24 protein-coding genes are annotated in these 26,445 nt (G+C 70.1%); 8 read left to right on the top strand and 16 right to left on the bottom strand.

Annotated elements, in window-relative coordinates:
- From CHC02_RS03095 to CHC02_RS03080, 4 genes are all read right to left on the bottom strand, one after another.
- Nucleotides 1–272: filamentous hemagglutinin N-terminal domain-containing protein (locus tag CHC02_RS03095; RefSeq protein WP_141137686.1), on the bottom strand; the 272-nt coding region annotated here is incomplete at its 3' end.
- 30 nt (nt 273–302) lie between these two features.
- Nucleotides 303–2,003 (bottom strand): ShlB/FhaC/HecB family hemolysin secretion/activation protein, encoded by a 1,701-nt coding sequence (locus CHC02_RS03090; RefSeq protein ID WP_089390047.1) that lies wholly within the window; start codon nt 2,001–2,003, stop codon nt 303–305.
- A gap of 133 nt (nt 2,004–2,136) precedes the next feature.
- Entirely contained in the window at nt 2,137–3,204 is a 1,068-nt protein-coding gene (locus tag CHC02_RS03085; RefSeq protein WP_089390046.1) for a fatty acid desaturase family protein, read from the bottom strand.
- Between the two features lie 19 nt (nt 3,205–3,223).
- The gene (locus tag CHC02_RS03080; RefSeq protein WP_089390045.1) at nt 3,224–4,321 is read right to left on the bottom strand and encodes a flavin reductase family protein; all 1,098 of its coding nucleotides are present in this window, start codon (nt 4,319–4,321) and stop codon (nt 3,224–3,226) included.
- Nucleotides 4,322–4,469: 148 nt separating this feature from the next.
- On the opposite strand from CHC02_RS03080, the gene CHC02_RS03075 reads away from it, so the two are divergent.
- The 5 genes from CHC02_RS03075 (at nt 4,470) to CHC02_RS03055 (ending at nt 7,996) form a co-directional block, all read left to right on the top strand.
- A complete protein-coding gene (locus tag CHC02_RS03075; RefSeq protein ID WP_089390044.1) occupies nt 4,470–5,105 on the top strand; it encodes a TetR family transcriptional regulator in 636 nt (211 codons plus the stop codon).
- 485 nt (nt 5,106–5,590) lie between these two features.
- Nucleotides 5,591–6,091 (top strand): urease accessory protein UreE, encoded by a 501-nt coding sequence (gene ureE, locus CHC02_RS03070; protein WP_089390043.1) that lies wholly within the window; start codon nt 5,591–5,593, stop codon nt 6,089–6,091.
- Nucleotides 6,088–6,762, top strand: a complete 675-nt coding sequence (locus tag CHC02_RS03065) for an urease accessory protein UreF (protein ID WP_089390042.1) — start codon at nt 6,088–6,090, stop codon at nt 6,760–6,762. Before ureE ends, CHC02_RS03065 begins: the two co-directional genes overlap by 4 nt.
- 11 nt (nt 6,763–6,773) lie before the next feature.
- On the top strand, nt 6,774–7,388 hold the full coding sequence (gene ureG, locus CHC02_RS03060) for an urease accessory protein UreG (RefSeq protein ID WP_089390041.1): 615 nt from the start codon (nt 6,774–6,776) through the stop codon (nt 7,386–7,388).
- A 35-nt stretch (nt 7,389–7,423) separates the two neighbouring features.
- Nucleotides 7,424–7,996: a HupE/UreJ family protein gene (locus tag CHC02_RS03055; RefSeq protein ID WP_089390040.1), complete on the top strand. Its 573-nt coding sequence runs from the start codon at nt 7,424–7,426 to the stop codon at nt 7,994–7,996.
- A gap of 369 nt (nt 7,997–8,365) precedes the next feature.
- On the opposite strand, the gene CHC02_RS03050 is transcribed toward CHC02_RS03055, so the two are convergent.
- The 5 genes from CHC02_RS03050 to mdlC all read right to left on the bottom strand — a co-directional run bounded on the left by CHC02_RS03050 (nt 8,366) and on the right by mdlC (nt 15,236).
- Nucleotides 8,366–9,619 carry an OprD family porin gene (locus CHC02_RS03050; protein ID WP_089390039.1) on the bottom strand — a complete coding sequence of 418 codons (1,254 nt, stop codon included), beginning with the start codon at nt 9,617–9,619 and terminating at the stop codon, nt 8,366–8,368.
- A gap of 94 nt (nt 9,620–9,713) precedes the next feature.
- Complete coding sequence (locus CHC02_RS03045; RefSeq protein ID WP_089390038.1) at nt 9,714–11,189, bottom strand: aldehyde dehydrogenase family protein; 1,476 nt, start codon at nt 11,187–11,189, stop codon at nt 9,714–9,716.
- Nucleotides 11,190–11,214: 25 nt separating this feature from the next.
- Entirely contained in the window at nt 11,215–12,171 is a 957-nt protein-coding gene (locus CHC02_RS03040) for a ketopantoate reductase family protein (RefSeq protein ID WP_089390037.1), read from the bottom strand.
- Nucleotides 12,172–12,198: 27 nt separating this feature from the next.
- Nucleotides 12,199–13,590: an MFS transporter gene (locus CHC02_RS03035; RefSeq protein WP_089390036.1), complete on the bottom strand. Its 1,392-nt coding sequence runs from the start codon at nt 13,588–13,590 to the stop codon at nt 12,199–12,201.
- A 59-nt stretch (nt 13,591–13,649) separates the two neighbouring features.
- Nucleotides 13,650–15,236, bottom strand: coding sequence for a benzoylformate decarboxylase (gene mdlC / locus CHC02_RS03030; RefSeq protein WP_089390035.1), 1,587 nt, complete (start codon nt 15,234–15,236; stop codon nt 13,650–13,652).
- Between the two features lie 109 nt (nt 15,237–15,345).
- Between mdlC and CHC02_RS03025 the strand changes: the two genes are divergently transcribed.
- Complete coding sequence (locus CHC02_RS03025) at nt 15,346–16,242, top strand: LysR family transcriptional regulator (protein ID WP_089390034.1); 897 nt, start codon at nt 15,346–15,348, stop codon at nt 16,240–16,242.
- 7 nt (nt 16,243–16,249) lie between these two features.
- Here the strand turns inward: CHC02_RS03025 and CHC02_RS03020 are convergent, their stop codons facing one another.
- On the bottom strand, nt 16,250–17,575 hold the full coding sequence (locus tag CHC02_RS03020; protein WP_089390033.1) for an MFS transporter: 1,326 nt from the start codon (nt 17,573–17,575) through the stop codon (nt 16,250–16,252).
- A 353-nt stretch (nt 17,576–17,928) separates the two neighbouring features.
- On the opposite strand from CHC02_RS03020, the gene CHC02_RS03015 reads away from it, so the two are divergent.
- Both CHC02_RS03015 and CHC02_RS03010 read left to right on the top strand, forming a co-directional pair.
- A complete protein-coding gene (locus CHC02_RS03015) occupies nt 17,929–18,984 on the top strand; it encodes an aromatic ring-hydroxylating oxygenase subunit alpha (protein ID WP_089390032.1) in 1,056 nt (351 codons plus the stop codon).
- 51 nt (nt 18,985–19,035) lie between these two features.
- A complete protein-coding gene (locus CHC02_RS03010; protein ID WP_089390031.1) occupies nt 19,036–19,980 on the top strand; it encodes a PDR/VanB family oxidoreductase in 945 nt (314 codons plus the stop codon).
- Nucleotides 19,981–20,325: 345 nt separating this feature from the next.
- On the opposite strand, the gene CHC02_RS03005 is transcribed toward CHC02_RS03010, so the two are convergent.
- The 6 genes from CHC02_RS03005 to livM form a co-directional block, all read right to left on the bottom strand.
- A complete protein-coding gene (locus tag CHC02_RS03005) occupies nt 20,326–21,054 on the bottom strand; it encodes a GntR family transcriptional regulator (RefSeq protein ID WP_089390030.1) in 729 nt (242 codons plus the stop codon).
- 206 nt (nt 21,055–21,260) lie between these two features.
- Nucleotides 21,261–22,022 (bottom strand): SDR family oxidoreductase, encoded by a 762-nt coding sequence (locus tag CHC02_RS03000; RefSeq protein WP_089390029.1) that lies wholly within the window; start codon nt 22,020–22,022, stop codon nt 21,261–21,263.
- Between the two features lie 496 nt (nt 22,023–22,518).
- Nucleotides 22,519–23,451: a bifunctional Delta(1)-pyrroline-2-carboxylate/Delta(1)-piperideine-2-carboxylate reductase gene (gene lhpI, locus CHC02_RS02995; RefSeq protein ID WP_089390028.1), complete on the bottom strand. Its 933-nt coding sequence runs from the start codon at nt 23,449–23,451 to the stop codon at nt 22,519–22,521.
- 120 nt (nt 23,452–23,571) lie between these two features.
- Nucleotides 23,572–24,288: an ABC transporter ATP-binding protein gene (locus CHC02_RS02990; protein WP_089390027.1), complete on the bottom strand. Its 717-nt coding sequence runs from the start codon at nt 24,286–24,288 to the stop codon at nt 23,572–23,574.
- Nucleotides 24,285–25,157 (bottom strand): ATP-binding cassette domain-containing protein, encoded by an 873-nt coding sequence (locus CHC02_RS02985; RefSeq protein WP_089390026.1) that lies wholly within the window; start codon nt 25,155–25,157, stop codon nt 24,285–24,287. Before CHC02_RS02985 ends, CHC02_RS02990 begins: the two co-directional genes overlap by 4 nt.
- On the bottom strand, nt 25,154–26,443 hold the full coding sequence (gene livM / locus CHC02_RS02980) for a high-affinity branched-chain amino acid ABC transporter permease LivM (RefSeq protein WP_089390025.1): 1,290 nt from the start codon (nt 26,441–26,443) through the stop codon (nt 25,154–25,156). Before livM ends, CHC02_RS02985 begins: the two co-directional genes overlap by 4 nt.
- Between the last annotated feature and the right edge of the window lie 2 nt (nt 26,444–26,445).

The raw sequence follows: 26,445 nt of genomic DNA, 5'->3' as shown, positions 1-26,445 counted from the left end.
TGGGTGCTGGCGGTCTTGCCGGTGGCGTTGTTGAGGATCAGGCCCTGCTGGCCCACCGAGTAGTCGCTGAATTTGTTGTGCGACAACCCCGCGCCATTGGGCGTGGCGATGTTGACGATGGGCACGCCGTTGCCTGCCGCGCCGAGCTGTGTGTTGCTGCCGGCGGCCGCATCCACCGCCAGCTGGGCCGCGGCCGCGACTATGGGGTTGAGGAACAGGAGGCCGGCCAGGGCGCTGGCGATGGCCTGGTGGAGGGGGCGGCGGATGTCCATATCTCGGTCTCCGTGGCGCGGGGCGCAATATCAGAAGAACAGGTCGACGCGGAAGTACACCGGGTGTTCGCGCTTGTCGATCACGCCGGGCCGCTCCAGGGAGCGGGCGAAGCTCAGGGTCGCGGCCAGGTACTGGCCGCGGGCGTTGAACTCCAGCGCGTGGCCGCTCAGGCGGCCGTGCAGTTCGGGGTTGTGGCGGCCGTGCTCGATGGCGCCGAAGTCGTAGCCGTAGCCCAGGCCGTACTCCTGCAGCCACGGCTGCAGCGCCGCCCAGGTCACCGGGCGGCGCCAGCGCAGCTGGTTGCGCCAGTAGTAGCCGCTGTCGCCGGACAGGCTCTGGTCCTTGAAGCCGCGCACCGAGTTGAGCCCACCCAGGCTGATGCGCTGCGGGCTGTAGAGCACGTCCTCGCTCTGCTGCGCGGTGGCCAGGGCGTCGAAGCTGAAGTGCTCGCCCCACAGCTGGAAGGGCTGCAGGTAGCTGAGGGTGAGGGTGTACTTGTCGTAGCGGGCGTGGGGCTGGCCCGGCCGCGGCTCGTGCTCGCCCTGGGCGCCGAGCGCGCCTATGCCCTGTTGCCAGCCGGCGTCGAGGTTGACGAAGGCGCTGCCGATGCGCCGGCCATGGTTGAAGCCCAGTTGGCTCTCGGTGATCTGGCTGCTGGAGACGCCGATCTTCTCGTCGTCGATGTAGTTGTTCGAGCGCACGTGGGCCAGGCCGAAGTTGACCGCGGTCTTGCTCAGGCTGTCGCGGTGCAGCACGCGCTCGGCGCCGAACTGGTGGGAGCGGCTGTCGCCGTCGAGCTTGAAGGCGAAGCCGCTGCCTTCGTTGCGGGTGCGGTAGTAGCTCTGGTTGTAGCTGTAGCGGAAGGTCCACCAGCCGTAGGGCAGGCTGTAGAACAGGCCCTGGTTGTCGGAGTGCTTCCAGTGGTCGCTGACCACGTCCTCGGCCACCCGCAGGCCGAGCTGGTCGGCCAGGCCCAGCGGGCTGTCCCAGTCCAGGCCCAGGCCGGCCTGCTGCTCGCCGCTGCTGCGGTCGCCGTTGTTGTCGCGGAAGGCCGAGACGCGCCAGGGTTTGCCGCGCTCGCCGGCCAGCTGCACGCGGCTGCCGCCGACCTGCTCGCCGGGCACCAGCTCCAGCTGCGCCTGGCGCGAGGGCAGGCGGTTGACCTGGTCCACCAGCTGTTCCAGCTCGCGCAGGTCGAGCAGTTCGCCGGCCTTGCCGGGGAAGCCCATGGCCAGTTCCCGCGGGCTGGCCACGGCGGAGTCGTCGAAGCCTTCCAGGCGGCCTTCGACCACGATGATCTTCAGCGTGCCGCCGGAGAGGTCCTGCTGCGGCAGGTAGGCGCGGGTGGTGACGAAGCCGCGGGCCAGGTAGTGATCGGTGATCGTCCGGAGCAGCTCGTTGAGCTGGGCCACGCCCAGGCACTGGCCGCGGTAGGGCGCCAGCAGGCGCTCGCGGGTGGCGGCGGCGAGGTGCCCGGCGCCTTCCAGGGTGATCTCGCGGATGTCGAAGCAGCGCGTGTCGGCCGGCTGCGCCGCGGGGGCCTGCGGCGCGGCCTTGCCGGGCAGCTGCTGCAGCTCTTCCAGGCGCTTCCGTTGTTCGCGCAGCAACTGCTCCTGGCGGTCGCGCTGCAGGTCGCGGTCGCCCGGGGTGGTGGGCAGGGGCGCGGCGGAAACATCAAGAACGACGGCCAGGGCGAGGCCTGGCATCCAGTAACGGGAAATGGACTGCATCCCTTCGATCCCTCGAGTACGACATCCGATTACAAAACCGGGGCAGATTAAAACATGGCCACTTGATGCCAAGGGAGTGTCATTCGGCGACTGACGTCACTTTTAGGACTATTCCTACAAACCGGATTTTGCCTCAGACCGCGGAGGGCAAGCGGTGGACCCAGATCCGCCGCAGTACCGTGGCGAATTGCCGCGACAGGCGCCCGCTGTTGTAGGTCTGCCCGTAGCGCGCGGCGATCCGGCGCACCTCGCGGGCCAGTTCGGCGTAGCGGCGCGCCGGCAGGTCGGGGAACAGGTGGTGCTCGATCTGGTGGCTGAGGTTGCCGGTGAGCAGGTGCAGCAGCGGCCCGCCCTCCAGGTTGCTGGAGCCGCGCAGCTGGCGCAGGTACCAGTGGCCGCGGCTCTCGCCCTGCAGCACGCTGGCCGGGAACACCACGGCCTTCTCGGTGAAGTGGCCGCAGAAGATCACCGTGAAGGTCCACAGGTTGCGCAGCAGGTTGGCCAGGGCGTTGCCGCAGAACACTGCCCAGAAGCCACCGCCGAGCAGCCCCAGCAGGGGAAAGGCCAGGTAGTCCCTGGCCCACTGGCGGCCGAGCTTGGCATTGAACTGGCGCAGCAGCGGGCGCAGTTCGTCCTTGCCCAGGCGGCCCTTGAAGTACTTGTCCAGGCGCAGGTGCTGGATGGCCACGGCGTACTGGAACAGCACGGCCTGCAGCGTCACCCACAGCGGCTGCCAGCGGTAGAAGGGCTTCCACTTCTGCTCGGGGAACAGGCGCACCACGCCGTAGCCGACGTCGTCATCCTTGCCTAGGACGTTGGTGTAGGTGTGGTGGATGTGGTTGTGGGTGTGCCGCCAGAAATCGGCCGGGCCGGCGATGTCCCATTCGTACTGGCGGCCGGCGAATTCCGGGTCGTTCATCCAGTCGTACTGGCCGTGCATGACGTTGTGGCCCAGCTCCATGTTCTCGAGGACCTTGCCCAGGCCCAGGAGCAGGCTGCCGAGCAGCCAGGTAGGCGCGGACCAGCCGAGCAGCAGCAAGGCGCGGCCGCCCCAGCAGCAGGCACGCACGGCGCTGCGCACGCGGCGGATGTAGCGGGCGTCGGCCGCGCCGAGGTCGTCCAGGGTGCGTTGGCGCAGGGCGTCCAGTTCGGCGCCGAAGGCGGCCAGCTCGGCCGGGGTGAGGTCGCGGTCTTCGCGCATGCTGGGGTTCCGAAAGAGGCTAGAGGTCGAGGCTGACGTCGCCCTGCGGGGCGCTGACGCAAAGGCGGATGGGCTGTTGCGGCTCGCTGTGCAGCGCGCCGCTGCGCAGGTCGCGCACGCTGCCGGCGAGCAGGGTGCAGGTGCAGCTGGCGCAGATGCCCTGGCGGCAGCCGTGGGCCGGGCGCAGGCCGGCGGCCTCGGCCTGCGCCAGCAGGCTGCGCTGGTTGTCGCCGGCAGCCTGGCGGCCGCTGCGGGCGAAGTGCAGGCGGACCTCGCGGCGGGCCTCGTCGGTAGACCACGCCGGCGCGCTGAAGGCTTCCCACTGCAGGCTGGCGGCGCGGGGTGCGAGGGTGCTGCGCACGGCGCCAACGAAGCCGGCCGGGCCGCAGGCCAGCACGTGCTCGCCGGCCAGGCCGTCGAGGTGCTCGGCGCGGAAGCGGCCCCGCAGTTCGCCGGCCGCCGCCGCGCCGCCGCTGATGGCCCAGCGCGGGCTGAAGTTGGGGTACTCGCGGGCCAGAGCCTGCAGGGCGTCGACGAAGGCGCGCTGGCTGCGTTCGCGCACGTAGTGCAGCAGCGTCACCGGGCCGCGGTAACCGTCGGCCAGGGCCTGGCGCAGCAGGCCGAGCAAGGGCGTCAGGCCGCTGCCGGCGGCCAGCAGCAGCACGCCGCGCTCGTCCTGCGGCCAGTGCAGCTCGCCGCCCGGCGCGCCCAGCTCCAGCACGTCGCCCACGCACAGCCGGCCCAGCAGCAGCGGCGAGACGCGCCCACCGGGCTGCAGCTTCACCGCGATCTCCAGGCAGCCGTCCACCTCGGCGATCAGGCTGTAGCAGCGCCCCAGGCGCACGCCGTCGTGCTCGACGAACAGCTGCAGGTGCTGGCCCGGCCGCGCGCCGCGCCAGTTGGCGTTGGGCCGCAGGCGCAGGGCGAGCATGTCGTCGGCCACCCACTGGCGGCCTTCGACGCGGGCGAACACCCGGTTCAGCGCCCAGGCCGGGTTGAACGCGGCCAGCACGGCATCGACGTCGGCCTCGCGCAGCCAATGCCGGCGCACCAGCGCGCGCAGGGGGCCGAGCAGCGGGCGCAAGGCGCGCAGCCAGGCCAGGGGAAGCAGGGACATGGACGGCATCCAGACAGTAAACACTTGTTCACTAAACTGGCATGCCGCCACTTTTCAGTCAACAGTCGTTCACTGAGGTCGCAGGCACAGTCGCCGATTTCCCCGGCCATTTGCTAGAGTGCCGGTGCCCCACGCCATGGAAGCCCCGATGTCCTCTCCCCGCGCCGAACAGAAGCAGCAGACCCGCCAGGCCCTGATGGATGCCGCGCGCGATCTGATGGACAGCGGCCGCGGCTTCGGCAGCCTGAGCCTGCGCGAGGTGGCGCGCGCCGCCGGCATCGTCCCGGCCGGCTTCTACCGGCACTTCGCCGACATGGACGCCCTCGGCCTGGCCCTGGTGGCCGACGTCGACGAGACCTTCCGCCAGACCCTGCGCGTGGTGCGGCGCAACGAGTTCGAGCTGGGCGGGGTGATCGAGGCCTCGGTGCGCATCTTCCTCGACGCGGTCAGCGCCAACCGCACCCAGTTCCTGTTCCTGGCCCGCGAGCAGTACGGCGGCTCGCTGCCCATCCGCCAGGCCATCGGCACCCTGCGCCAGCGCATCACCGACGACCTGGCGGCGGACCTGGCGCTGCTCAACAAGCTGCCGCACCTGCAGCCCCGGGACCTCGACGTGATCGCCGACCTGGTGGTGAAGACGGTGTTCGCCACCCTGCCCGAGCTGATCGACGCGCCGGCCGAGGCGCTGCCGGCGCACCTGACGCCCGAGGCCAAGGTCACCCAGCAGCTGCGCTTCATCATGATCGGCGCCAAGCACTGGCACGGCATCGAGCCGCGCGGCTGAGGCTGGGGCTTCCTTGTAGGAGCGAGCTTGCTCGCGAACCAGCCGGTGATGCCTGAGTTCTGGTTCAACTCCGCCCCTCTCCCCAACCCTCTCCCTGAAGGGAGAGGGGGCTAGTCCGTGCCGGCTGACAGCAAGGCTTCAGCCGGGTATCACAGCATCCGGCGAACTCCAGAGCATCCAGGCACACCGAACGGTCCCCTCTCCCTTCAGGGAGAGGGTTAGGGAGAGGGAATGGAGCCAACCCCGAACACCAACGTCACCGGCCAGCCCCCTTCGCGAGCAAGAGCTAGGCGCCCCCCTCGATCCTACGAAAAGCCCATTCCGCCCCGCATTGGTGCGCACCATTTGCGTGCGCACCAGCAACGCGCACGCGCACCATTCCTGATCACTCGGACAGCCCGCCCAGGCCCCGCCGTTGCTAGCCGCGCCCGCCCCTGGCAAGGCCCTTGCTGTAGCTCGGCCATTGCCTACTGCCGGACACCGCCATGCTGGTCATCCACCAACGCATCGAGCCCCGCGACCGCTGGGACGCCGAACTGCACCTGAACTACGAGGCGCGCAGCAAGAGCCGCCTGCGCTGCTACGCCCGCGACGGCGAGGACGTCGGCCTGTTCCTCGAACGCGGCCAGCCGCCGCTGGCCGATGGCGACTGCCTGCTGGCCAACGACGGCCGCGTGGTGCGCGTGTGCGCCGCGCCCGAGCAACTGCTGCACGTGACCTGCGCCAGCCCGCGCGAGCTGAACCGCGCCGCCTACCACCTGGGCAACCGCCACGTGGCGCTGCAGGTTGGGGAGGGCTGGCTACGCCTGCTGGACGACTACGTGCTCAAGGCCATGCTCGACCAGTTGGGCGCCACGGTGGAAAGCATCGAGGCGCCGTTCCAGCCCGAGCATGGCGCCTACGGCGGCGGGCACCACCATTCGCACCAGGGCGATGCGGAGTTCAACTACGCGCCGAAGCTGCACCAGTTCGGGGTACGCAAGTGACCGGCCCGGGCCTCTGGCCCCTGCTGCGCCTCGCCAGCCCGCAGCTGCCCATCGGCGGCTACAGCTATTCCCAGGGCCTGGAAGCGGCGCTGGAACACGGCCTGGTGACGGACGCCGAAAGCGCCTTCGCCTGGCTGGCCGACCAGTTGCAGCTGAACCTGGCGCGCTTCGAAGGCCCGCTGCTGGCCGAGCTGCTGCGCGCCGCGCTGGCCGCCGACTGGCTGGCCCTGGGCGACGCCGCCGAGCGCCACCGCGCCAGCCGCGAGACCCGCGAGCTGGCCCTGGAAAGCCGGCAGATGGGCTTCTCCCTCGCCCAGTTGCTGGCGGCCCTGCCCGAACTGGACGAAGCGGCCCGCGCCTGGCTCGCCGCGCAGCCGGAGCCCTCCCTGGCCGCCACCTGGGCCCTGGCCGCGCGGGCCTGGGGCCTGGATGCGGAGCAGGCCCTGGGCGCCTGGCTGTGGAGTTGGGCGGAGAACCAGCTCGCGGTGCTTATGAAGGCCCTGCCCCTGGGCCAGTTGGCCGCGCAGAAGCTCACCTCGCGCCTGCTCCCCGAACTCGAGCGGGCCTGCGCCGCCGCGCTGGCGGAGGACGCGCCCGGTGGCGCGCCCTTCGGCCTGGCCCTGGCGAGCATGGCCCATGAATCGCAATACAGCCGTCTGTTCCGTTCCTAGGAGAACCCTGCATGAACTCCCAACCCCTGCGCGTCGGCATCGGCGGCCCGGTGGGCTCCGGCAAGACCGCCCTGACCCTGGCCCTGTGCCGCGCCCTGCGCGAGCGCTACGACCTGGCCGTGGTGACCAACGACATCTACACCCAGGAGGACGCGCAGTTCCTGGTGCGCAACGAGGCGCTGGAGCCGCAGCGGATCATCGGCGTGGAAACCGGCGGCTGCCCGCACACGGCGATCCGCGAGGACGCCTCGATCAACCTGGAGGCGGTGGACCAGCTCAACCGCCGCTTCCCCGGGCTGCAGCTGATCCTGGTGGAGTCCGGCGGCGACAACCTCTCGGCCACCTTCAGCCCGGAGCTGTCGGACCTGACGCTATACGTGATCGACGTTTCCGCCGGCGACAAGATCCCGCGCAAGGGCGGCCCGGGCATCTGCAAGTCCGACCTGCTGGTGATCAACAAGATCGACCTGGCGCCGATGGTCGGCGCCTCGCTGGAGGTGATGGAGCGCGACGCGAAGAAGATGCGCGGCGAGCGGCCCTTCGTGTTCAGCAACCAGAAGACCGGCCAGGGGCTGGACGAGATCATCGCCTTCATCGAACGCCAGGGGCTGCTGAGCTCGGCCTGAAGCGGTTTCCCAGACAATCCCACCCAGGAGTTCCCATGTCCCTGCGCAAAAGCCTTTTCGCCCTGGCGCTGTGCCTCGCCCCAGCCCTCGCCTTCGCCCACCCCGGCCACGGCGACCACGGCCTGGCCGCCGGCGTGCTGCACCCGCTGACCGGCCTCGACCACCTGCTGGCGATGTTCGCCGTCGGCCTCTGGGCCGCCCAGCAGCAGGGCGCGGCGCGCCTGGCGCTGCCCTGCACCTTCGTCGGCGCCATGTTGCTCGGCGGCCTGCTCGGCTTCGACGGCGTGCAACTGCCCTTCGTCGAGACCGGCATCGCCGCCTCGGTGCTCGCCCTGGGCCTGTGCGTGGCCCTGGCGGTGCGCCCGCCGCTGCCGCTGGCCATGGCGGTGACCGCCCTGTTCGCCCTGGCCCACGGCATCGCCCACGGCCTGGAGCTGCCGGAACTGTCCAGCCCCTGGGCCTACGCCGCCGGCTTCGTCGGCGCCACCGCCGCGCTGCACGCCGCAGGCTACGCGCTGGTGCGCTTCCTGCCGCAGGCCGCGGCGCCGTTGGTGCGCGTGGCGGGCCTGGCTTCGGCCGGTGCCGGAGCGTGGTTGCTGGCGGGTTGATGGGTATCGCTTCGCTCCTCCGTAGGGCGCATAACGCCTACGGCGTTATCCGCCGATTGGCCCGGCCGTGGAGGTCGCCAGGGTCGGCCGCGGAACCGGGCCGAGCCGAGGTGTAGCGGCGGATAACCGCGAACGGTTATTCGCCCTACGCACCTGCACCGTAGGAGCAACTGTCTTCTGGACTCCCTCGTTCGCGGGGGTGACTGGATCAAAATTCGCGTCTCCCATGTCGCCCCATTGTAGGAGCGGGCCCTGCCCGCGAATCGCGCGCAGGGCGCGCTCCTACAGGGGAATGGCATGGCTCGGACGTAGGAGGACTCTGTCCGCGATGGGTCGCCCCACGCACCGACCCGCGAATGCCCCTCGTCGTCAGAGCGAAATCGGGTAGTTGAAGATCACCCGCGTCTGGTCGAAATCGCTGTTGAAGCTGCGCCGGTTGCTGGCGTGGTTGACGCGCACGTTGAGCTTCTTCAGCGGCCCGCTCTGCACCGTGTAGCCCAGCTCCACATCGCGCTCCCATTCCTTGCCGCCGCTGCCGGCCCTGGTGGTGGCGTTGTCGCCCTTGCCGTAGCGCACCATGCTCACCAGGCCGGGCATGCCCAGGGCGGCGAAGTCGTAGTCGTAGCGCAGCTGCCAGGAGCGTTCGTCCTCGTTGGTGAAGTTGCCGTTGAACATGTCGTTGCCCATGGTCCTGCCGCTGCTGCCGTAGACCGACTGCCACATGCCCGTGCCGCCGACCTTCTGCAGGCCGACGTAGAAGGTGTGCCCGCCATGGTTGGCCGAGAGCAGCGCGTAGGCGGTGTGGCTGTCGATGTCGCCGGCCAGGGCGCGGCCGTCGTCGCGGTCGAAGAACAGGCCGAGGTTGGCGCCAAGCAGCCAGTCGCCCACCGGCTGCTTGTGCAGCAGGTTGAAGTAGCGCTGGGTGTAGATGTCCTCCAGTTGCGCGTACCAGGCGCCGACCAGGGTGCGCTGGTCGTTGAAGCGGTACTCCGCGCCGGCGTAGTTGAAGGCATCGGACTTGGCCGTGGGCGCCGACCAGGACGACAGGTCCTGCATGTCCGCCGAGTTGCGCAGGCTGACCTGGTCGTAGCGCCCGCCGTACAGGCTCGCCCCGTCCCACTCGCGGGACACCAGCGCCGCGCCGCGGAAGGTCTGCGGCAACAGGCGGCCGTCGTCGTAGCGCAGCACCGGCACGTCCGGGAGCATCTCGCCCAGTTTCAGCTCGCTGGCCGACAGCCGCAGCTTGGCCGCCACCGCCACGCGCCCGTACTCGTCGGCGGCCTTGCCGTCGTCGTGCACCGGCAGCAGCTCGGAGCCACTCTGGTCGCGGCTGCTGTTCAGCTTCACGCCGTACAGGCCCAGGGCATCCACGCCGAAGCCCAGCGGGCCGCGGGTATAGCCGGAGGTGAATTTGAGGATGAAGCCCTGGGCCCATTCGTTGACCAGGCTCTTGCCGGCGCTGTGGTCGCGGAAGTCGCGGTTGAACGCGTAGTTGCGCAGTACCAGGTCGGTGCGCGCGTCCTCCAGGAAGCCACCCTCCTCGGCCTGCGCGGGCAGGCAGGCGAACAGCGGCAGCGCTGCGCAGGCGAGGGACGGCAATACGGCGGTGTGACGGCTTTGCATTGTTATTGTTCTCCGTTTTTCAGGGTGCAGCGGCCCACGGCGCGTCCGTGTGAGCGCACCGTGGGTGGGGTTGGTGGCAGAACCGGCTAGAGCATCAGAACGGGTAGTGGCGCGCCTCCCGTTGCACGCTCACCCAGTGGTCGCGGGTGAATTCGTCTATCGCCCAGTCGCCGTTGAAGCGGCCAAGGCCCGAGTTCTTCTCGCCGCCGAAGGGCGCGTTGGCCTCGTCGTTGACCGGGATGTCGTTCACGTGGGTCATGCCCGCGCGCACCTGGCGGGCGAAGGCCACGCCACGCTCCAGGTCGCGGCTGAACACGGCGCTGGAAAGGCCGTACTCGCTGGCGTTGGCCAGTTCCAGGGCATGGGCCTCGTCGCGGGCGCGCAGCAGGCCTATCAGCGGGCCGAAGATTTCGTCGCGGGCGATCTCCATCTCCGGGCCGACCTCGCCGTAGACGTGGGGCGCCAGCAACTGGCCCTGCACGCCGCCCTCGTACAGCGGCCTGGCGCCTTCGCGGCGGGCCAGGGCGATCTTCTCCAGCAGGCCTTCGAGCTGGCGGGCGTTGATGATCGGGCCGATGGCGGTCTCCATCGACTGCGGGTCGCCGACCTTCACCTGCTTCACGCGCTCGACGAAGCGCGCGGCGAAGGCGTCGTACAGCGCATCGACCACGATGATGCGGTTGATCGCCATGCAGATCTGCCCCTGGTGCAGGAACTTGCCGAACACAGCGGCGTTCACCGCCTGCTCCAGGTCGGCGTCCTCCAGCACCACGAAGGGGCTGTTGCCGCCCAGCTCCAGGGCCACGTGCTTGAGGTGCGCGCCGCCGCTGGCGATGCGCCCGATGTTGCGCCCCACCGGGGTGGAGCCGGTGAAGGTCACCAGGCCGGGCACCGGGTGCTCGACGAAGGCGTCGCCGATCTCGCTGCCGGCGCCGACCACCACGCCGAGCACCCCGGCCGGCAGCCCGGCCTCCTCGAAGATGCGCGCCAGCAGCAGGCCGCCGGTCACCGGGGTGTCGCTGGCCGGCTTGACCACCACCGCGTTGCCCAGCGCCAGGGCCGGGGCCAGCGAGCGCTGGGTCAGGTGCAGGGGGAAGTTCCACGGGCTGATGACGCCGACCACGCCGATGGCGCTGCGGTACACGCGGCTTTCCTTGCCGGGGATGTTGGAGTCGAGGATGCGCCCGTGCACGCGGCTGGGGAAGGACGCCGACTCCAGGGTGATGCCCCGCGCCGCGCCCCATTCCAGGGTGGCCTTCAGGCGGGTGCTGCCGGACTCGCGGATGATCCAGTCGATGATTTCCTCGCGGCGCCGGTCGAACACTTCCACCACCCGGTAGAGCAACGCGGCGCGTTCCGCCGGCGGCAGCGCGGCCCAGGCCGGCTGCACCTCGGCGGCCTTGCGGTAGGCGGCGTCCAGGTCCTCGCGGCTGGCCTGGGGGATTTCCACCAGCAGGCCGCCGTCGTAGGGGTTGCTGTCGCGCAGCGGCTTGCCGGTGCTGCCGGTGCGCCATTGGCCGGCGAGGGGTTGCAGGTGGAAGTCGGTGTATGGGGTATTGGCATCGCTCATGACAAGGCTCCTTCAAAAACGGGGTTCATACCGAGGGTTCCTCTTCGCGGGCGCGCGCCTCCATCAGGCGCAGCAGCCCGAGCAGCATTTCCGTGCGCGGCACGGCGATGCCCGCACGCCGTGCGCGGGCCGCCACCTCGCCGTTGATCGAACCGATTTCCGTGGGCCGCCCGGCCAGCACGTCCTGCAGCATCGATGGCTTGTGCGTGCGGTGATGGGCAATGGCGTCGGCCACGCTCGCCAGGCAATGCTGGTCGTCCACCGCGATGCCCTCGTCGCGGGCCACGGCCAGTACTTCCTGCACGACCGCACGGGCCAGCTCCGGGCCCTGGGGTACCGCCGCCAGTTGCCCCACCGCACAACCGGTGACGGCGCACAGGCTGTTCAGCGCGGCGTTGAACGCCACTTTCTCCCAGATCGCCGCCCACACGTCCGCGTCCACCGTGCAGCGCAGGCCCGCCGCATCCAGCAGTGCCGCCACCTCGGCGCAGGCCGGGCGCTCGACGCCATCCGCCGAATAGGCCCGCACCACGCCGCTGCCGTGGGATTCCACATGCCCGGGGCCGTGCAGGTCGGCGGGCCAGGTGGTCATGCCGATCAGCACCTGCTCCGGCGCTACATGGCGGCACACCGCCTCGGCGTTGCCCAGGCCGTTCTGCAGCGACAGCACCTGGGTGTGCCCGCCCAGATGCCGGGCGACACTCGCCAGCGCCTGTTCGGTGTGCAGGGTCTTGGTGAACACCAGCAGCAGGTCCGCCTGCCCGCTGGCCTGCTCCGGGCGGCAGGCCGTCAGCCCGTGGACGCGCCGGTCGCCGCTGTCGGTGACCAGGCGCAGGCCCCGCTCGCGGATGGCCGCCAGGTGCGCGTCGTTAACGTCCAACAGCGTCACCCGCTGGCCGCTTTCGGCCAGCAGGCCGCCGAACAGCGAGCCCATGGCGCCGGCACCGAGGATGCTGATGTTGGTGATGCTCCGTTCGCTCATTGGATCGACCTCCCGTTCGCAGACATTTCAAGACAGCCCCGGCGCGCGCCGGGGAATGTGCCGGCGCACCAGCATCAGGGCGATCATCGCCGCCACCATCACCACCCCCAGCAGGGTCAGGTAGCCCTGCGCGCCGCCCAGGGTGATGACGCTGGCGCCGGCGAAGGCGCTGAGGATCGCGCCCAGGCGGCCGAAGGCCAGCGCCGAGGCGGTGCCGGTCGCGCGCACGCCGGTGGGGTAGATGAAGGCGCACAGGGCGTAGAGCGTGGACTGCACGGCGTTGACGAACAGCCCGTGCACGCCGAAGCCGAAGATCAGCAGGCCGGCGTGCTGGTTCACGTCCAGCACCTGCATGGCGAAGGCGCTGGCGGCGCCACCCAGGCAGCACAGCAGCAACGGCCAGTAGGAGCCCCAGCGGGTCATGGCCACGGCACAGACCAGTGCGCCTATCACGCCGCCCAGGTTGTAGGCGGTCAGGCCGGAACCGGCCACGGCCAGCGACAGGCCTTCGGCCTGCAGCATGGTAGGCAGCCAACTGAAGGCGCTGTAGACGGCGGTCAGGCACATGAAGAAGGCCACCCAGACGGCGACGGTGTCGCGCCCGTAGCCAAGGTCGAACAGGGCGCCGAAGCCGGCGCGTTTCTCCCGCGCCTGCTCCAGCGAATCGGTGTAGCGCACGCCCTCGGCCATGGGCCGTCCCAGGCGCCCGAGCAGGCGGCCCAGCTCGTCCCAGCGCTGCGGCCGGCGCGCCAGGAAGCGCGGCGACTCCGGCAGCGTCGCCAGCAACAGGAAGCCCAGCACCAGCGGCAGCGCGCCGCCGGCGAAGAACAGCGTGCGCCAGCCGTACAACGGCAGGATGTGCGAGGCGAAGAAGCCCGCCAGCATGCCGCCCAGGGGCACGCAGACAATGGTCGCGGTCACCGCCAGGGTGCGCCGCCGCGCCGGGGTGAACTCGGCGGTCATGGTGGTGGCGCTGGGCAGCGCGCCACCGATGCCCAGCCCGGCGACGAAGCGCAGCAGCGCCACGGTCAGAGCATCCGGCGCCAGGCCGATGGCACAGGTCGCCGAGCCGAACACGAAGACGCTGGCGATGACCGCCATGCGCCGCCCGAAGCGATCGGCGAAGAGGCCGGCGCAGGCGCTGCCGATGCCCATGCCGATCAGCCCGGCGGCCACCGCCGGGGCGAAGGCCTCGCGGCTGATGCCCCACTCGGCGATCATCATCGGGATGGCGAAGCCGATGAGCTGGCCATCGAAGCCGTCCAGCACGATGGAGAGCGCGGCCAGCAGCACCACGACTTTCTGCATCCGGGTGAAGGGTCCTTCGTCCAGCAGGGTACCGATATCGGCGCTGGCCGAAGAGCGGTTCGAGTGCTGGCCGGTAGACTCCAGCGTCTCACTGACAGTAATCGTACTCATATCCACCTCGTTCTTATTGTTGTGGCGTGGCCGCATGCCGCGGTCGGTAAGCCGGGCCCTCAGGGCTCGATGGTCAGCGTGGGCACCTCGATCAGCACCGGCTCGTCGCCGGCCAGGGCGCGGGACAGTTCTTCGCGCAGGCTCGCAGCGTCGGCCGCCTGCACCGAGCGCACGCCGTAGCCGCGGCCGAGCTGGCAGAAGTCCAGGCCGGGCACGTCCAGGCCCGGCGCGTCGGGCACGTCGAGCACCCCGGCGAACCAACGCAGGGCGCCGTAGGTGCCGTTCTTGAGGATGATGAACACCGCCGGGATGCGGTATTGCGCGGCGCTCCAGAGCGCGGTGATGCCGTAGTTGGCCGAGCCGTCGCCGATGATGCCGATCACCCGCCGCTGCGGTTGCGCCAGTTGCACGCCGACCGCCGCCGGCAGGCCAAAGCCCAGGCCGCCGGCGGCCGGGAAGAAGTAGCTGCCCGGCTGGCGCATCTGCACGCGCTGCCAGAAGGCGGTCACGGTGGAGGTGGACTCCTTGACGAAGATGGCGTCGTCCGGGGCCAGTTCGTCGATCACGTCGAACACCGTCTCCGGGTGCAGCGGTCCGGCTTCGGCGGCGCGCGGCGCCGGGCGCGGCAGGGCCTCGGGCAGCGGTCGGGCGCTGGGGCGGACGGCTTCGACCAGGGCCTCGAGGGTGAGGAAGATGTCTCCGACCAGGGCATCGCCCATGGGCGCGCGGGCGGCCTCGGCGGGGTCGCAGGTGATGTGTGCCAGCTCGGCGCCGGCGGGCAGGTAGTCGCCCGGGGCGAACTGGTGGTAGCGGAACACCGGGGCGCCCACCACCAGGATCAGGTCGTGCCCGGCGAGCCGTTGCGAGATGCCGGCGATGGCCGCCGGCAGCACGCCGCGGAAGCACGGGTGGCGGGTGGGGAACGGGCAGCGCGAGGCCGAGGGCGCGACCCACGCCGGCATCCGCAGCTTCTCCGCCAGTTGCACGGCCAGCGGGTTGGCGCGGGCGCCGTCGACGTCCGGCCCCAGCACCAGCACCGGGTTGCTCGCCCGCGACAGGCGCCCGGCCAGTTCCCCCAGTTGCGCCGGCGAAGGCAGCCCGGCGCTGGCCACGCTGCGCGCGGCCAGGTGCTCGACGCCCGCCGGCGCCGGCTGCGCCCAGTCGTCGTAGGGGATGGACAGGTACACCGGGGCCCTGGGCGCCAGGTTGGCCATGTGGATGGCCTGGCTCAGCGCGCGCGGCACGTCCTGGGCGCAGGCCGGCTCGGCGCTCCACTTCACCAGCGGCTTGGGCAGTTGCGGCGCCTCGACGTTGGCCAGCATGGCCTCCACGCCGATCATCGAGCGCACCTGCTGGCCGGCGCTGATCACCAGCGGGCTGTGGCTGTACCAGGCGTTGGTCAGCGCGCCCATGCCGTTGCCGGTGCCGGCGGCGGCATGCAGGTTGACGAAGGCCGGCTGGCCGCTGGCCAGGGCGAAGCCGTCGGCCATGCCGACCACCGCGCCCTCGTGCAGGCCGAGGACGTAGCGGAAGTCCTCGGGGAAGTCCTTGAGGAACGGCAGCTCGTTGGAGCCGGGGTTGCCGAAGACGGTGGTCAGGCCGTGGCGCCGGAGGATGTCGTAGGAGGCGGAGTGGACGGTTTTCATACTGGCCCTTCAGGCTCGTTCTTGGGTTTGCGCTACTGTCGCAGCGGGCTGATAATCGATCAAATCGATAGTCTTTCTATCGAAAATAAAAACCATCTATGCGAATCCCATGGCCCAGATCGACCTCAACCTGATCCGCACCTTCGTCACCCTCTACGAGGCCGGCAGCGTGACCGCCGCCGCCGAGCGCCTGTTCGTCACCCAGCCCTCGGTGAGCTATGCCCTGGCGCGGCTGCGCGAGCTGTTCGACGACCCGCTGTTCAGCCGCAGCCGCGACGGCATCCAGCCGACCTTCGTCGCCGAGCAGCTGTACGGCACCCTGCGCGAGGCGCTGACGCGCATCGAGGGCGCGGTGCAGAGCACCCGCCAGTTCGACCCGGCGAGCACCGGGCGGCGCTTCCGCATCGCCCTGTCCGACCTGGGCGAGCTGGGCTTTTTGCCGCTGATCCTGGCGCGGCTGAACCGCGAGGCGCCGCTGGCCGAGGTGGAGGTGCTGCCGCTGCAGGTGGACGAGGTGGGCGACTGGCTGGCCAGCGGCAAGGTGGACACCGCCATCTGCCGCCAGGCGGTGCCCGGCAGCCGCAGCCGGGTGCTGATCCAGGAGCGCTACGTGTGCCTGCTCAGCGCCGACCACCCGCGCATCGGCGAGCGCCTGGAGCTGGCCGGCTACCTGGCCGAGCGCCACGTGGTGGTGACGCGCACCTCCGGCCACGGCATCGCCGAGGACGTGCTCCAGGCGATGAAGCTGGAACGCCGCATCGCCCTGCGTGTACCGCACTTCTCGGTGCTGCCGAAGATCATCCCCGGCACCGACCTGCTGACCATCCTGCCGGCGCAGATCGCCCGCATGTTCGTCGCCGAGGGCGGGCTGAAGATGCTCGAACTGCCCTTCGCCGTGCCGGCGTTCGAGGTGTCCCTGCACTGGCGCGCCAGCAGCGAGCACTCGGCGGCGCTGGAGTGGTTCCGCAACAGCATCGCCGAGGCGATCATCGACGGGCAGCATTGAGGCGCCCTCAGTGCGCGGCCAGCGGCTCGCCGGCCGGCGCCTGCGGACGCAGGCCCAGCAGCACCAGGGCGGCGGCGACGAAGACCACGGCGAACACCCCGTACAGGTGCAGCGGCTGCCAGCCGCCGTCAAGCAACAGCCCGGCCACGGTGGGCGAGAGGATCGCCCCCAGGCGGCCGACGCCGATCGCCCAGCCCACGCCGGTGGCGCGCACGTCGGCCGGGTAGACCTGCGGCGACAGCGCGTAGAGCCCGGCGATGCAGCCGTTGACGAACACCCCGATGAGCAGGCCCAGGCCGAGCGCTGCGGCCAGTGACGACGCCGAGCCGAGGAACAGCACCAGCAGCACGGCGGTGATCAGCATGAAGCCCTGCAACACCCGCGGCAGCGGCACGCGCGCCGAGAGCGCGCCGACCAGGGCGGCGCCGAAGATGCCGCCGAAGCTCAGCAGCACGCCGCCGGTGATGCCCTGCTGCGCGGTGAGGCCGGCGGCGGTCAGCAGCTTGGGCGTCCAGCTCATGATGAAGTAGAAGCCGAACATGGCGAGGAAGAACAGCAGCCAGATCAGCAGGGTCGAGCGGCGCAGCGCGGGGGCCAGCAGCTGCAGCGCGGCCACGCCCCCTGCCCCGCGCACCCGCGCCGCCGGCAGTTCGTCCAGCTGCCCCAGGCCCAGGCGCGCGGCCAGGGCATTGACCCGCGCCAGCGCGTTGGCCGGGCGCCGGGCGAGCAGGAAGTCGAGGGACTCGGGCAGGCCCGCCAGCACCAGCGGGATGGCCGCCAGGGAGACGATGCCGCCGGCGAGGAACACCGAGCGCCAGCCCCAGTGGCCGATCAGCCACACCGCCAGCAGCCCGCCGAAGGTGGCGCCCAGGGCATAGCCGGTGGACTGCAGGCTGACCGCCAGCGGACGCCAGCGACGGTTGGCGTACTCGGCGGCGATCACGTTGCTGCTGGCGAGGATGCCGCCGATGCCCAGGCCGGTGAAGCCGCGCAGCAGGGCCAGCTGCGTCGGGCTCTGGGCGAAGGCCGAGAGCAGCATGCCGGTGCCGCACAGCAGCAGGCAGAAGAGGATCAGCGGGCGGCGTCCGAAGCGGTCGGCGCGCGGGGCGATGAACAGCGAGCCGGCGGCCATGCCGAACAGCCCGGCGCTGAGCAGCAGGCCGACCTGGGCGCCGTTCAGGCCCCATTCGGCGGACACCGAGGCGGCGGTGAAGGCCATCACCAGCACGTCGAAGCCGTCGATCATGTTGAGCAGGATGCAGATGCCGATGGCCGTCCACTGGAAGCGGTTCATCGGGCCCTGGTCGAGGGCGGCGCGCAGGTCGCGGTTCATGGGCGCACCCCCTGGGTCGACGGGGCGTGGGGCTGGACGCAGCACGGGCAAGGCAAGGCCGGCATGGCAGGTTCCTCTTGTTGTTCTTGTGGAGGCTCGGTGGCGCACACCCTGGCAGCAGTGGATCCCGAAAACAAGCCTCATTGGATCCCGATGTCGACAAGGCATCGCTGGCCGGCCCCCTTTCCGGCACCGCAGCCCCAGGAGAAACCAAGCAAATATCGGAGTTTTCGCCTACCCCGGAAAATCGTTCGATTAACGAACTGATTATTTTTCGACCATGCGGGTTGACAGTCTTCACCCTCGAAGCAAAACATTGGATCCAATAACAACCACAAGATGAGGATCGCCCCATGTTCCCGAAGAACGCCTGGTACGTCGCCTGCACCCCCGACGAGATCGCCGACAAGCCCCTGGGCCGGCAGGTCTGCGGCGAGAAGATGGTCTTCTACCGAGGCCCCGAAGGCCGCGTGGCCGCGCTGGAGGACTTCTGCCCGCATCGTGGCGCGCCGCTGTCGCTGGGCTTCGTCGAGGACGGCAAGCTGGTCTGCGGCTACCACGGCCTGGCCATGGGCTGCGACGGCCACACCGAGTCCATGCCTGGCCAGCGCGTGCGCGGCTTCCCGGCCATCCGCAGGTTCGCCGTGGAAGAGCGCTACGGCTTCATCTGGGTGTGGCCGGGCGACGCCGCCGAGGCCGACCCGGCGCTGATCCACCACCTGGAATGGGCGGACAACCCGGACTGGGCCTACGGTGGCGGCCTGTACCACATCCAGTGCGACTACCGGCTGATGATCGACAACCTCATGGACCTCACCCACGAGACCTACGTGCACGCCAGCAGCATCGGCCAGAAGGAGATCGACGAAGCCGCGCCGAAGACCCGCGTGGAGGGCGACGAGGTGATCACCGAGCGGCACATGGAAAACGTCATGGCCCCGCCCTTCTGGCGCATGGCCCTGCGCGGCAACGGCCTGGCCGACGACGTGCCTGTGGACCGCTGGCAGATCTGCCGCTTCACCCCGCCCAGCCACGTGCTGATCGAGGTGGGCGTGGCCCACGCCGGCCACGGTGGCTACCACGCGCCGGCGCAGCACAAGGCGTCGAGCATAGTGGTGGACTTCATCACCCCGGAGACCGAGACCTCCATCTGGTACTTCTGGGGCATAGCGCGCAACTTCCAGCCGCAGGACGAAGCGCTCACCGCGACCATCCGCGAGGGCCAGGGGAAGATCTTCGGCGAGGACCTGGAGATGCTCGAACAGCAGCAGCAGAACCTGCTGCGCTACCCGCAACGGCAGTTGCTGAAGCTGAACATCGACGCCGGCGGCGTGCAGTCGCGGCGCATCCTCGAACGCCTCTGCGAGGCCGAGCGCCAGCCTGCCGCCGCGCTGATCGCCAGCGCCTGACCGCCCTTCCAGCGCCGGCCCGCGTGGCCGGCCAAGCGTGAGACCACCACCGTGCTAGACGTCGTCATCACCCGCGTGCAGCGGGAAACCCCGGACATCCTCAGCCTCGACCTGGCCCGCGCCGACGCCGGCCCCCTGCCGGCCTTCAGCGCCGGTTCGCACATCGACCTGCACCTGCCCGGCGGGCTGGTGCGCCAGTACTCGCTGTTCAATGCGCCGGGCGAAACCCACCGCTACCGCATCGCCGTGCTGCGCTGCGCCGATTCGCGCGGCGGCTCGCGCACGGTGCACGGGTTGCAGGCCGGGCAGCCGTTGCGCATCGGCGAACCGCGCAACCTCTTCCCCCTCGCCGAAGGCCCGGGGCGGCGCCTGCTGCTGGCCGGCGGCATCGGCATCACGCCGCTGCTGAGCATGGCCGAGCACCTGGCCCGCAGCGGCGCCGACTTCGAACTGCACTACTGCGCCCGCTCGGCGCAGCAGGCGGCCTTCGTCGAGTACCTGGCGCAATCCGCCTTCGCCACCCGCGTGCACTGCCATTTCGACGGCGGCGAAGCGGCGCGGCGCCTGGACGTGGCCACGCTGCTGGCCGCCCAGGCGGGCGATGCGCAGCTGTACACCTGCGGCCCGGCGGGCTTCATGGCGCACGTGCTGGACAGCGCCCGGGCCCAGGGCTGGGACGAGGCGCGCCTGCACCGCGAGTATTTCGGCGCCGAGCCGGACGTCGGCGGCGACGCCTTCGAGGTGCAGTTGGCGAGCAGCGGCCAGGTGGTACGCGTGGAGGATGGACAGAGCGTGGTGGAAGCGCTGCGCGGCGTCGGCGTGGAGGTGCAGGTGGCGTGCGAGCAGGGCATCTGCGGCACCTGCCTGACGCGGGTGCTGGAAGGCGTGCCGGAGCACCGCGACCAGTACCTGACCGAGGACGAGCAGGCCGCCAACGACCAGTTCACTCCCTGCTGCTCCCGCTCGCGGAGTGCGCGGTTGGTGTTGGACCTGTAGGGCGCATGAGGCGGCGCCGGTGCTGCGGCCGGCGGCGGATAACCGCGAACGGTTATTCGCCCTACGCTCGGGGTGGGCTTGGCGTAGGGCGAATAACGCTCCGCGTTATCCGCCGTCTGACCTTGGCCCAAGGCCGCTCGGGGCCGAGCCTGTGGGGCGCATAACGCCTATATCCTCGGGCGCCGGTGCTGCGGCCGGCGGCGGATAACCGCGAACGGTTATTCGCCCTACGCTCGGGGTGGGCTTGGCGTAGGGCGAATAACGCTCCGCGTTATCCGCCGTTTGACCTTGGCCCAAGGCCGCTCGGGGTCGCGGATAACCGCGAATCGCGGACGGAGTCCGCTCCTACGACCGGTCCTTTTCCGGCGCGGCGGGTTTCTTCAGCACCGCCACCCCCTCGCGCGGCGGATGGAAGTACGCGGCGTAGCGCAGGGTGGCGTTGGCGTGCTCGCGCATGATCGCCTCGGCCCGCGCGCCCTGGCCGTTGACCAGGGCATCGTAGGCGGCGTGGTGCTGCATGTGGGCGAAGTTGAAGCGCTGGTATTCGCGCGGGAGATTGTCGCGGTCCACCGCCAGCGAGCTGACCGAGGCGAACGGCAGGTGGTCGTTGCGCGCCAGGGCCTCGGCGATGGCGCGGTTGCCACTGGCCTCGATGATCGCCTGGTGGAAGCGCATGTTGAGGCTGTGGTAGGCCTCCAGGTCCTCGGGCAGCACGTGGCCCTTGGCGAAGATGCGGTCGCCTTCGTCCAGGCAGGTCTGCAGGACTGCCCGGGTGTCCTCGGAGATGCCGCGCTCGGCGGCCTGGCGCGCTGCCAGCCCTTCCAGCACGCCACGCACTTCGACGGCGCCGGCGATGTCCTCCTCGGTGACTTCGCGCACCGTGTAGCCGCGGTTGCCGGCCTTGACCAGCAGCCCCTCCTGCTCCAGCACGCGCAACGCCATGCGCACCGGCATGCGCGACACCTGCAGGCGCTCGGCGGTGGGAATCTCGACGATGCGCTCGCCGGCGGCCAGCTCGCCGGAGGCGATCATCTTGCGCAGTTCAGCCAGCACGCGTTGGCCTGGTTTGCTCATCGGGAGGCTCTTGTGGCGGGGAGGAGTTGGCGGATGATAACGCGCGGGCGACGACCGTAGGGCGCATAACGCCTACGGCGTTATCCGCCGATTGACCTGCCCCAGGAGGTCGCCCAGGGTTGGCCACGGGATCGGCTCGAGCCAAGGTGTAGCGGCGGATAACCGCGAACGGTTATTCGCCCTACGTCCTGGCCCAACCCGTCGCCTCAGCCCTTGCGATGCACCGAGAAGCCGGCCCAGGCCTGGCTCACCGGCATGATCTCCAGGCTGTTGATGTTGATGTGCGGCGGCTGGTTGACGATCCAGTGGATGGTCTCGGCGATGTCCTCGGGCTGCAGCGCCTCGGTGCCGGCGTAGGTCTTGTCGTAGCGGGCCTGGTCGCCGCCGAAGCGCACCAGGGAGAACTCGCTTTCGCACAGGCCCGGCTCCAGGTTGCTGACGCGCACGCCGGTGCCCTGCAGGTCGCAGCGCAGGCTCAGGGAGAACTGTTCGACGAAGGCCTTGGTGGCGCCGTAGACGTGGCTGCCCGGGTACGGCCACTGGCCGGCCACCGAGCCGAGGTTGAGGATGCTGGCGCCGCGGCCGTGGGCGATCAGCCGGGGCAGCAGCAGGCGGGTGCAGTACATCAGGCCCTTGATGTTGGTGTCGACCATGGTGTCCCAGTCGTCCAGGTCGCATTCCTGCGCGGGGTCGGCGCCCAGGGCCAGGCCGGCGTTGTTGATCAGCGCGCGCAGCTTGTCGAAGCCGGCCGGCAGGTTGTCCACGGCATGGGCCACGGCGGCGCGGTCGCGCACGTCGAGGGTGATCGGCAGCACTTCGGCCTGGCTGGACAGTTCCTTGGCCAGGGCCTGCAGGCGGTCCTCGCGGCGGCCGGTGATCACCAGCGACCAGCCGTCGCGGGCGAAACGACGGGCGCAGGCTTCGCCGAAGCCGGATGTGGCGCCGGTGATGAACAGGGTGGGAGTCATGGGCCAATTCCTCTGCTGGCGGGATGTTCTGTCGGACCTGGCAGGATAGCAGCCCTCCCCGCCCGACCTGCGCTACAGCCGCCGCCAACAACGGCCAAACAGTTCGGCAAGCGCCCGGGGCTGGACCGCAGGGAAGTCTGCGCCCAGGTTTTCCACAGGCTTTTCAACAGCAGCCGGGGGCAAGCGCAGCGGTGGCCTGGCCGGCACTCCCCAGCCGGGGGCCAGGCGAAAAACCGGCCAATGCCGCACACCCCGCGCAGGGCATGGGCCAGCGCCGGCTTTCCCAAGCTTATCCACAGATTGCCCAACAGATTCCGTGGACAACCCGCACGGCCCGCCGACGCCCACGCAAGCCGCCCAACTGTCTGTATATACAGGGCTTCACGCCACCTGGCGAAAAAACCGGCGACGCCCCGCAGGCGGGCCGGGGCGGTGCTTTGCGGCAGCTGCCCCAACCTTATCCACAGCGTCCTCCACAGTTTCGCTGGATAACCCGCTAGCCGCCCTGCTCCACCAGCAGGCGCGCGGCGATCAGGTCTTCCAGGGCGTAGCCGACCGACTTGAACAGGGTGATCTCCTGGTCGTCGCGACGCAGCCCGCGGCCCTGCAGCAGGTCGCTGAGCTGGGTGTGGATGGCCGATTCGGCGATGGCGCCCTCGGCCAGGGGAATCAACAGGTCGCCGGCTTCCTCCAGCGCGCCTTCGCGGGTGTCGACGACGATGCGTGCGCGGCGCACGGCCTCGCTGTCGGTCTCGCGCATGCTCGGCAGGAAGGCGCCCACCAGGTCGAGGTGGGTGCCGGGGCTCAGCCACTCGCCGTGCACCAGCGGCTCGCGGGAGGTGGTCACGCAACTGACGGTGTCGGCCGCGGCCACGCCTGGTGCGAGGTCTGCGCAGGCCCGCACCGGGTAGCCCTCGGCGGCCAGGCGCTCGACCAGCGCGGCGACCTTCGACGGGTGCCGCCCCCAGATGGCGACCTCGCGGTACCCGCGTACCGCGCAGTGGGCCCGCACCATGTGCGGCGCCAGGGTGCCGCTGCCGACGATGAGCAGGCGCTCGGCATTGCGCCGCGCCAGGTGGTCCGCCGCCAGCGCGGAGGTGCAGGCGGTGCGCCGGGCGGTCAGTTCGGAGGCTTCGAGCAGCGCCAGGGGGCGGCCGTCGACACCGTCGAACAGGCAGAACAGCGCGGCCACCGCCGGCAACCCGCGCGCGCCGTTGCCGGGGAACACGGTGACCAGCTTGACGCCGATGTCCTGCCCTGGCCGCCACACCGGCATGGTCAGCAGCGTGGCGTCGCCGGGCAGCGCGTGGCAGCCACGCACCGGCGCCTCGCAGCTGCCGGCCAGGCCCTGGCGCAGGGCCTCGATCAGTTGTGGATAAGCCAGGCGCTCGGCGACGTCGGCGTTACTCAGAAAACGAACAGTTGCCATGAGATCCTCCGGATCAGCTCCAAGCCGCAAGCCACAAGCTGCAAACAGCGCTCTCGCTTGCCGCTTGCCGCTTGCCGCTTTCCGCTTGCCGCCTGCAGCTTGCAGCTTGCAGCTGGCACATCAGTGCCCCCCCAGATAGGCGTCCCGCACCTCCTGGTTGCCCAGCAGCTCCGCCCCCGTGCCGCTCATGCGGATCTCGCCGTTGACCATCACGTAGCCGCGGTCGGAGAGCTTGAGCGCGTGGTTGGCGTTCTGCTCGACGAGGAACAGCGTCATGCCGGTCTGCGCCAGTTCGCGCAGGGTCTGGAAGATCTGCTTGACCACGATGGGCGCCAGGCCCAGGGAGGGTTCGTCGAGCAGCAGCAGCCGGGGCCGGCTCATCAGCGCGCGGGCGATGGCGAGCATCTGCTGCTCGCCGCCGGACATGGTCATGGCGCGCTGGTTGCGCCGCTCCTTCAGGCGCGGGAAGAGGTCGAACATGCGCTGCATGTCTTCCTGGGCGTGGTCCATGCCGACGGGGATGGTGCCCATCAGCAGGTTCTCCTCCACGCTCATGTCGGGGAACACCCGGCGCCCCTCCGGCGACTGCGCGATGCCGTTGGAGGCCACGTAGTGCGCCGAGCGCCGGGCGATGTCCTGGCCGCGGTAGAGGATCTGCCCGGCGGCCGCGCGCGGCTGGCCGAAGATGGACATCAGCAGGGTGGACTTGCCGGCGCCGTTGGCGCCGATCAGCGCCACCGTCTCGCCTTCGCCCACGGTCAGGGAAACCTTCTTCAGCGCCTGGATCGGCCCGTAGAACACATCCACATCACGGAATTCCAGAATCGGCGCCGTCATGCGACCTCCTCTTCGTCTGCGCCCAGGTAGGCGGCGATCACCTTGTCGTTGCTGCGGATCTCCGCCGGCAGGCCGCGGGCGATCACGTCGCCATGGTCGAGCACGATGATGTGGTCGGAGATGTTCATCACCATGCCCATGTCGTGCTCGATGAGCAGCACGGTGATCCCGTGGTGGTCGCGCAGGAAGCGCACGATGCGGCTCAGCGCCTGGGTCTCCTGCGGGTTGAGGCCGGCGGCCGGTTCGTCCAGGCAGACGATCTCCGGGCGCGTGCACATGGCCCGGGCGATCTCCAGGCGGCGCTGCTGGCCGTAGGACATCTCGCCGGCCAGGCGGTTGGCGCAGTCCACCAGGTCGACCACTTCCAGCCAGTAGAAGGCGTGGTCCAGGGCGTCGCTTTCGGCGCGGCGGTAGCCGGGGGTGTTGAGGATGCCGGAGACCAGGTTGCGGTTGACGTACATGTGCTGCGCCACCAGCAGGTTCTCCACCACCGACATTTCGCGGAACAGGCGGATGTTCTGGAAGGTGCGCGCCAGCCCCGCGCGGTTCACCAGGTGGGTGCCGCCGAACATCTTGTAGTACAGGCGGCTGCCGAACTGCGCCGGGTTGACGAAGTCGCCGCCCTGGAACGGCTGGCCGAGGATCTTGATGACGTCGGTGGTGCTGCCCTGGGTGTTGAGCAGGATCTTCCCGCCGGTGGCCTTGTAGAAGCCGGTCAGGCAGTTGAACACCGTGGTCTTGCCGGCGCCGTTGGGGCCGATCAGCGCGGTGATGGAGCCGCGTTCCACGTCCAGGTTGACGTCGTTGAGCGCCTTGATGCCGCCGAAGTGCATCATCAGGTGCTCGACGCTGAGAATCTTGTCGCTCATGGCGCCACCCCCTTGCGCTTGGCGAAGCCCCTGCGGTTGATGCGGATCAGCCCGCGCGGGCGCCAGATCATCATCAGCACCATGAGCATGCCGAACAGCAGCACGCGGTAGTCGGCGAAGCTGCGCAGCAGCTCCGGCGTCACCGTCAGCACGAAGGCGGCGATCACCACCCCGACGGTCGAGCCCATGCCGCCGAGCACCACGATGGCGAGGATCAGCGCCGACTCGAAGAAGGTGAACGACGACGGGTTGACGAAGCCCTGGTAGCTGGCGAAGAACACCCCGGCCAGGCCCGCGGTGGAGGCCCCGAGCATGAAGGCCGAGAGCTTGACCAGCACGTGGTTCAGGCCCAGCGAGCGGCAGGCGATCTCGTCCTCGCGCAGCGCTTCCCAGGCGCGGCCCACCGGCATGCGCGTGAGCCGGTGCTTGACGTACAGCACCAGCAGCACCACCAGGAACAGCACGGCGTAGATGAAGATGAACTTGAGGTTCTGGTTGTAGTCGATGCCGAGGAACTCGTGGATGGGCGTGCCGCCCTCCTTGGCGCGGCGGCCGAACTCCAGGCCGAAGATGGTCGGCGCCGGCACCTGCATGCCGTTCGGGCCGCCGGTGAAGGACAGCCAGTTGTTCAGCACCAGGCGGATGATCTCGCCGAAGCCCAGGGTCACGATGGCCAGGTAGTCGCCGTGCATGCGCAACACCGGGAAGCCCAGTAGCGCCCCGGCCATCGCCGCGGTGATGGCGGCCAGCGGCAGCACCGTCCAGAAGCCCAGGCCGAGGTACTGGTAGCCCAGCGCCAGGCCGTAGGCGCCGATGGCGTAGAAGGCCACGTAGCCCAGGTCGAGCAGCCCGGCCAGGCCCACCACTATGTTCAGGCCCAGGCCCAGCAGCACGTAGATCAGGCCGAGGATGACCACCGTGAGCAGGTACTTGTTGGCGAAGAACGGCAGGGCCACTGCGGCCACCACCAGCAGCGGGACTATCCAGCGCAGGCGCGTCTTGTAGCCCGGCGGCAGCACCTGGATGCCGGAGTCGGAGCCCTCGAAGCGGTCGAGGACGCGGCTGCCGGCGGCGGTCTGCAGGAACAGGCTGAGCACCAGGCGCCCGGCCATGACCGCGCCGACCATCCAGGCCAGGCGCACCGGTTGCAGGTTGAAGCTGTAGCCGTCGAGCACGATGCCGACGATGGGGCCGAACACGATGAGGGCGACCAGGCCGGCCAGGACGGTGTCCACCAGGCTCTGCTTGAGGTCGATGCGCGGGGCGGAAGCGGTTGCGGTAGCCATGC

The sequence above is a fragment of the Pseudomonas delhiensis genome, from assembly GCF_900187975.1.
Taxonomy (GTDB): domain Bacteria; phylum Pseudomonadota; class Gammaproteobacteria; order Pseudomonadales; family Pseudomonadaceae; genus Pseudomonas; species Pseudomonas delhiensis.
Note: the sequence above shows the minus strand (reverse complement) of the source record. Positions and strands in the feature narration are given on the sequence as shown.

Excerpts from the sequence above, each read along its gene's own strand:
- CHC02_RS03090 (WP_089390047.1), bottom strand. The coding sequence starts at position 2,003 with ATGCAGTCCATTTCCCGTTACTGGATGCCAGGCCTCGCCCTGGCCGTC.
- CHC02_RS03085 (WP_089390046.1), bottom strand. The coding sequence starts at position 3,204 with ATGCGCGAAGACCGCGACCTCACCCCGGCCGAGCTGGCCGCCTTCGGC.
- CHC02_RS03080 (WP_089390045.1), bottom strand. The coding sequence starts at position 4,321 with ATGTCCCTGCTTCCCCTGGCCTGGCTGCGCGCCTTGCGCCCGCTGCTC.
- CHC02_RS03075 (WP_089390044.1), top strand. The coding sequence starts at position 4,470 with ATGTCCTCTCCCCGCGCCGAACAGAAGCAGCAGACCCGCCAGGCCCTG.
- ureE (WP_089390043.1), top strand. The coding sequence starts at position 5,591 with ATGCTGGTCATCCACCAACGCATCGAGCCCCGCGACCGCTGGGACGCC.
- ureG (WP_089390041.1), top strand. The coding sequence starts at position 6,774 with ATGAACTCCCAACCCCTGCGCGTCGGCATCGGCGGCCCGGTGGGCTCC.
- CHC02_RS03055 (WP_089390040.1), top strand. The coding sequence starts at position 7,424 with ATGTCCCTGCGCAAAAGCCTTTTCGCCCTGGCGCTGTGCCTCGCCCCA.
- CHC02_RS03050 (WP_089390039.1), bottom strand. The coding sequence starts at position 9,619 with ATGCAAAGCCGTCACACCGCCGTATTGCCGTCCCTCGCCTGCGCAGCG.
- CHC02_RS03045 (WP_089390038.1), bottom strand. The coding sequence starts at position 11,189 with ATGAGCGATGCCAATACCCCATACACCGACTTCCACCTGCAACCCCTC.
- CHC02_RS03040 (WP_089390037.1), bottom strand. The coding sequence starts at position 12,171 with ATGAGCGAACGGAGCATCACCAACATCAGCATCCTCGGTGCCGGCGCC.
- CHC02_RS03035 (WP_089390036.1), bottom strand. The coding sequence starts at position 13,590 with ATGAGTACGATTACTGTCAGTGAGACGCTGGAGTCTACCGGCCAGCAC.
- mdlC (WP_089390035.1), bottom strand. The coding sequence starts at position 15,236 with ATGAAAACCGTCCACTCCGCCTCCTACGACATCCTCCGGCGCCACGGC.
- CHC02_RS03025 (WP_089390034.1), top strand. The coding sequence starts at position 15,346 with ATGGCCCAGATCGACCTCAACCTGATCCGCACCTTCGTCACCCTCTAC.
- CHC02_RS03020 (WP_089390033.1), bottom strand. The coding sequence starts at position 17,575 with ATGAACCGCGACCTGCGCGCCGCCCTCGACCAGGGCCCGATGAACCGC.
- CHC02_RS03015 (WP_089390032.1), top strand. The coding sequence starts at position 17,929 with ATGTTCCCGAAGAACGCCTGGTACGTCGCCTGCACCCCCGACGAGATC.
- CHC02_RS03005 (WP_089390030.1), bottom strand. The coding sequence starts at position 21,054 with ATGAGCAAACCAGGCCAACGCGTGCTGGCTGAACTGCGCAAGATGATC.
- CHC02_RS03000 (WP_089390029.1), bottom strand. The coding sequence starts at position 22,022 with ATGACTCCCACCCTGTTCATCACCGGCGCCACATCCGGCTTCGGCGAA.
- lhpI (WP_089390028.1), bottom strand. The coding sequence starts at position 23,451 with ATGGCAACTGTTCGTTTTCTGAGTAACGCCGACGTCGCCGAGCGCCTG.
- CHC02_RS02990 (WP_089390027.1), bottom strand. The coding sequence starts at position 24,288 with ATGACGGCGCCGATTCTGGAATTCCGTGATGTGGATGTGTTCTACGGG.
- CHC02_RS02985 (WP_089390026.1), bottom strand. The coding sequence starts at position 25,157 with ATGAGCGACAAGATTCTCAGCGTCGAGCACCTGATGATGCACTTCGGC.
- livM (WP_089390025.1), bottom strand. The coding sequence starts at position 26,443 with ATGGCTACCGCAACCGCTTCCGCCCCGCGCATCGACCTCAAGCAGAGC.